Origin of the sequence: Streptomyces sp. NPDC048643 (assembly GCF_040650615.1) — a bacterium.
Lineage (GTDB): Bacteria > Actinomycetota > Actinomycetes > Streptomycetales > Streptomycetaceae > Streptomyces.
In genome coordinates this window covers 1-5,623 of the sequence record NZ_JBEZHO010000104.1, presented here as the reverse complement: position 1 = coordinate 5,623, position 5,623 = coordinate 1, and the positions used below count along the sequence as shown (strand labels likewise).

The window sequence follows — 5,623 nt, the reverse complement described above, 5'->3', positions numbered from 1 at the left end:
CGCGGCATCACCACGGAACGGCTGCTCGGCAGCGACGGACTGGTGAGCGCCGGCGCCACGGCGTCGGGCCCCACCCATGTCGCGTCCCAGCCATCACAGGATGAAAGTGGTGATTCTTCCGGTTCGGGGTAACCGGGCAGTCATGGCCGGAGGCGGCCGTGACGCCAGGAACCATGGCCCTCCAACACGCCGCCTCCGGCCATCCACGTGATGCACAGCGAGCGCGGGATCAAGAAGTATGGGCACGCGCATTCCTGAAGGAATGTCACCGAATTCGATAACGCCGGAAGAGCCCTCACAGGTCGACTGAGGGCAGGCAACGAATTCGATGAGGGCACCGTACTTACATAAGGGACGCCAGCTGAGGCTCGAGCCGAACCGACGGCAACATCGTCGAGCAACACCCGGACGATGTCGCTTCCTCCTACATCGTCCTCGACACCGGCCCATGAATCTTCGCCAGGCACATCCTGCTCCCAGCAGGCACCGTCCAGCCGGTCGACCTGAACAAGCACGAGATCCGCGTGGCCCTCGCCAAGAACCAGATCAAGAACTCCCCCGAGTTCGACAACGGCAGGGACGCCGGCTACCACGGGCAGGGCGGCAGCTTCTACCAGAACTGGCGGAGCATCTGACGCGGGCCAGCACGCGCGGGAAGCCCCCAGGGGACCGTGTTCACGCTGCGGCAGCGGGATCCGCGGACTCTGAGGTGCGACGGTAATCGTTGTTGATGCGCTGCGCTTCTTCGAGCTGGTCTTCGAGGATGACGATGCGGCAGGCAGCCTCGACCGGCGTGCCCCGATCGACAAGCTCGCGCGCCCGGGCGGCAATGCGCAGCTGGTAGCGGGAGTAGCGGCGGTGCCCGCCCGGGGAACGCAGCGGGGTGATCAGGCGTGCCTCACCGATCGCACGGAGGAAGCCCTGGGTGGTGCCCAGGATTTCGGCGGCCCGCCCCATCGTGTACGCGGGGTAGGCATCATCATCGAGCCGGTCGAACGAGTCGTCTGCTGTCATCGCACCTCTCTGAAACCGAACGCATGGAGGGGCCCTGGCACCATGTGCCAGGGCCCCGAAGGAACTGCTACACCATCTGCCGGCCCTGATACTGCGCCGGCCTACTGTTTCCGTGAACCCGACCAGATTGGCTCAGGGTTCGCGGGGATCGCGGTTGCTCGACCGGAGACCACCTCACTATCGATGTCCTGCGGTACCCGGGCTCAGTCAATCCGCCCGGGCGATCCTGATGGCGCCTCGCTCCTCCGTTCATTCCCTCTGGGATCAATCAACTTCAACTGCTGGTACTGCTCTACTGCGTCCTTCTCATGATGCGAACTGCTCGGTGACCTGAGGAAGCGTCACTCTTCGGCAGCCAGCCCCGTCGCCCGTCCTGCAACTAACGCTCTGGCTTAGAACCCCGCTGCCGAACCTCCCGGTGCGCGCGCCCGCAGCCGACGCCTTCACCGAGGTACTGCTCACTGACTTCACTGCTGGGTACGGCGCTTACCGGTACTGCCACCGCAGTTGACTGCGGTCCTGCTCGCGGTGGCCCCTGATCACTGCGGGCTACCCGGTCCGGTCGCCAGTCCCGTCGCCGACCTGCAACAACCCTGGCTTCGGAACTCCACCACCGCACCGTCCTGCACACTGCAACTATCTCTACTCTCCCGGCAGTTCGTGTCTGTCGGGCCCTGCTGTCTTCCTGGCTACGAGAGAAACCATAGCCAGTCGATCAGGCAATGTCTACTCCAGCCACCACAGATTTACGCTGGGCTGGTGAAGAGGTTTCCGGGCGTGCGAGCTTCGGGACTGCCGGTAGGAAGATCGGTAGAAGCGCCGAGGGGAACGGCGGCCCTGTTGACCGACTCCAGGAGGACCACCCGCGGCTTTCCGCTCACCCGTGTGCCCCATCCGCCTGGCCGCGCCCTGTCGGGAGGGGCACGTTGGGGTGTGGCGGCCCGGCTCACCCCCCTCCCGAACCGGGCCGCCCTCGCAGTCCGCACAGCGCCGCAGCCCGCAAGATCCTGCTTCACCAGCAGGCGGCCCGTGATCGGCAAGGACTAAAGACACGCGTCGTCTGGCCCCGTCCCAGTTCTCGGGTCCTGGGACCGGGCAGGAGCGCCAAGGAGTGTGGCGGAACGGGCAGCCGCGCCGACTTCACCCCTTGAGGACCGGGCCGCCCTTGCGGACCACGCAGTGTTGCCCCACCCCCTCACCTGCCCATCCCCACAGGTACCGGACCGCCCAACAGCCGTGTGCGCCCGTCAGGGCTTGAGAGCTTCGGCGAGCGTGGGATAACAGGCGATGATCGTGTCGAGGCCGACCAGTTTAACAACGCACTGAACCGGTGCAGTCAGTGCCGCCAGACGCAGCCAGCGCCATCAGCGTCCTCCTCGACCACCTGCGGCCACTTCGGAGTTTCGAGGCCAGAGTGCGGTTACCCAGAGCCATGCGGCCGTGGGGGCCGCGGAAAAGACCTGAACATCTGGGGTTCAGGGGGTGGGCTCATCGGAGCAGATCCGGCGAGCCCACAACGGCCGGCCCGCCCCAACTCGCCCCTGGGGCGGGCCGAATCGTTGACCAGCACTGCGGATGAGGCCCTGCGGTGACTGCCTTATGCAGGCGGAAAGCTAAGGCCGGGTGCTCTTGAAGCGGACCGCGTTGCCCCACCGCTCCTGCTGCGGACCGAAACAGTACGTACACAAGGGCAGGCCGCCGGGCCCGTACCCGTGGGTCTTGCGCCCGCATCCCGAACACGGCCCGACATGGCTGCCGGCACACGCCATGATGCTCGGATCGGCATCAGCGATCGGTGGCACCTTGAGCGTCATCGCGTTCCCCTTCTCCACGGCCCACACCAGGGCATCGAACAAGAATAGAACGCTTCAGAACCACACTTAATGACCGACTCACCCCATTAGCAACGAAAAGGCCTCATGAGGCGTAGCCAGGAGCGGAGGTCCGTCGTTGCACCGAACACCACCCCTCCCCACCGAGCACCGGCGGCGGCCCGATACCGACTCCGCACCTCGCGAGCCGGGCCGCCCTCGAAATCCACGACGAGTACGAGGTCGTCGATCCCACCGGTTTCAGCCCTTCGGCTCGATACGCTCCCCCAGCTTGACCTCGACGATCTCAATGTCCGTGGAGCCCCCGCCTCCAAGCCGCTTCTTGCGGTCCTTGGCACTGGGCATCTCGTAGCCGACGCCGGACGCCTGCGCCGTGCCATCAGCATCGGTCCAGGTGAGGCCATAGACCTTCATCGTGATCACCGCATTCTCGCTCCCAGGTCCGACAGTGACAGCTGTCAGGGACTGCGTCGCCGACTGGTGGCGAACAGAACCAGCGCGGTGAGAACAGCGAGCACGGCCACGACGATGGCGGCTTCCAGCTCGATGACGGCCAGGACAACGAACAGGGCAACGGCCAAAAGGCATCCGACAACGACGCGGCTGCCGGCGGCTCGACGCGCGCGCTTCGGGTCCTTCCATGGGTCGCCTTCGTGGAACGCCATCGGCGCCTCCCGGGGGATGGGCTTCTCCTTCCAGGGTGCGCCGGATGGGCGGGCCACGCTTGGCAGGGACGTAGGCGTGCGGTCAGCTGACGCGCGTGTCAGTGACGACCGCGTGCTGACCGCCAGAACCTCGACAGTGTGTCGCCGCCAAGCGCCCGGCGCCGGCTCCGTTGGCGGCGCGAGCCCGGTGCTCTGGGGAGGAGTGGAAGGTGGGCGGTCGCGCCAGCAGGAGCGCGACCGCCCACGCCCGCAGGCGCGACCACAGCGACGACGGGAGGGCCGCCTCCCGCGCTACTCGTCACCGGACGGGAGACAACCTCCCCATTATGGACGGCCGTTCCCGCACCGGCCGGCAGCCGCGGCGATGCAAAGACCCGTGTCGATGGGCGAGACGCGTCGTCCCCACAAGGGCGCGCCGGTTCCAAGGACGCAGCCGGCCCGTGCCCCGTGAGGTCCCTGTCATCGCGCGGACCCTCACGAGTGGCCCGGGCTCATAGTGCGGATCTCCAAGCAGGCTGGACGGTTCTCCAGACGCCTTGTGTCTCAGTTGCCCGCTGGTAGGCCACTCAGTTTCGTCTGCTTCCCGCGGTCCCTCCCGCGGGGGCATTCGGGCCGCCAGGTGGCCACCAGCGCTCCTGCCAGGAAAAGTTCGGCGATGTCGCCTCCGTAGTACATGATCTCGGCGCCCTGCTGGACCTGGCCGATAGAAGCGTGGATGTCGACGAAGATTCCGCCGTACATGGCCTGAGCAATCAGAGCGTGTGCGGCGATCGCGACACGAGGTAGCCCAAGCCGGTGCGTACGCCAGGCCGCGCGGGCGCGGGCTTGGTGCCCGCGATGACGTAGGCGAACAGACACCCGGTCGCGAGGAAGTGGGCGTGCAGGACCACCCGCGGAGCAGGCTTCTCTGCGCTTCACCTGACCGATCTCGCCGCCACACCGCCGCCACGCGCTGTCGATGAATTTCCTTCATCCGGGCCGGACGATGTCTTCGCGACGGTAGGCCGTTCCTGTCAGAAGGTCAGCCGTCTGCACGTTCCACGGCAGCCTTGATACCACGCAGGGTTTCGCGCAGGCCATCGTCGACCTGGGCTCCCTCGACGTGCTCGGTGTGCAGTTCGACGGTGAGACGGGAGGTTCCCTCGTCGTCGCCGACCGCGACGTGGAGCTGTCCGTGGTAGTCGCTGGGGCCGGGCGTGCCCCACACGAGGATCTTCCCCTCTTCCAATACTCGGATCCACGCCTCGCTGGTCACATCCTGTTCGGACCCCTCGGGAAGATCGACGTGGGCTGTGACGGTGACGCGCTCACCGTCGTGGCGGCGGGCGGCCGACAGCCGCGGCAGGTACGCGGGAAGGTTTTCGACGTCGGCCAAGTAGTCGAAGAGCCTGTCGGGCGGGACGTCGACGGTGATCGTGTTGTCGTAGTCGCTCATGCGAAGGTGAGTTCCCGGATCGGTCGCCCTATCACTCCACACCCGCCGATTCCACCCACGAAGGAATGACCCAGGGGCAGTACAGGCGCTGCCCCGCCCCTCATCCGTCCTCGCGTTCTCCGAGCCTGATTGAGTGCGTCGACCAGGGCGGCGCCCAGGCGCCGAACGGCGGCGGTTCGGGCGGCCCTTGGCGGCAACAGGTGCCTCAGCTCGTAGCGGCCACCCGATGTATCGCTGGGAACGGTCAACAACGGCAGGGTCGGTGCCTGCTCCAACTTCTCGGACGGTCCACTCGGCGGCGAGGGAACCACAGCCAACCTGGTCCGTTTCCATCCACTGGCAGGTCTGGCGATGGCTCAAGCCACCGTCGGCCGGCTTCTCGCCGCACAGCAGTCAGTCGGCCCGCCCCGGGTGAAACCGGCCGTCATCGCCCGGCACCGCGAAGGTTCTACCCGCGGGCCCGGACGGAGGCTAGGGCAGCGTGCAGGGCTGGCCGTCGGCCTTTGGTCGGCGAGCGTGGTCGATCGTTTCCGCGCAGCAAGGCGGGGGTTTGAGATCGCCGTCACCGAACATACGGAGTCTCTGACACGGCCTTTATACGACCAGGTAGGAGACACACATCATGGGCATCATCGCCTGGATACTCATCGGTCTGCTCGCGGGCATCATCGCCAAGG

The 5,623-nt window shown here is 66.6% G+C and carries 6 protein-coding genes; all 6 read right to left on the bottom strand.

All coding sequences use genetic code 11. From position 1 onward, the window contains the following. Nucleotides 1-675: 675 nt before the first annotated feature. Nucleotides 676-1,014: a MerR family transcriptional regulator gene (locus AB0C62_RS41990; protein ID WP_362982565.1), complete on the bottom strand. Its 339-nt coding sequence runs from the start codon at nt 1,012-1,014 to the stop codon at nt 676-678. A 2,072-nt stretch (nt 1,015-3,086) separates the two neighbouring features. After that, complete coding sequence (locus AB0C62_RS41985) at nt 3,087-3,269, bottom strand: hypothetical protein (RefSeq protein ID WP_362982567.1); 183 nt, start codon at nt 3,267-3,269, stop codon at nt 3,087-3,089. Nucleotides 3,270-3,304: 35 nt separating this feature from the next. Beyond that, entirely contained in the window at nt 3,305-3,511 is a 207-nt protein-coding gene (locus AB0C62_RS41980; RefSeq protein ID WP_362982563.1) for a hypothetical protein, read from the bottom strand. A 543-nt stretch (nt 3,512-4,054) separates the two neighbouring features. After that, nucleotides 4,055-4,252, bottom strand: a complete 198-nt coding sequence (locus AB0C62_RS41975; protein WP_362982561.1) for a hypothetical protein — start codon at nt 4,250-4,252, stop codon at nt 4,055-4,057. Between the two features lie 11 nt (nt 4,253-4,263). Next, nucleotides 4,264-4,401, bottom strand: a complete 138-nt coding sequence (locus AB0C62_RS41970; protein ID WP_362982559.1) for a cytochrome c oxidase assembly protein — start codon at nt 4,399-4,401, stop codon at nt 4,264-4,266. Nucleotides 4,402-4,532: 131 nt separating this feature from the next. After that, complete coding sequence (locus AB0C62_RS41965) at nt 4,533-4,946, bottom strand: SRPBCC family protein (protein WP_362982557.1); 414 nt, start codon at nt 4,944-4,946, stop codon at nt 4,533-4,535. Nucleotides 4,947-5,623 lie beyond the last annotated feature (677 nt).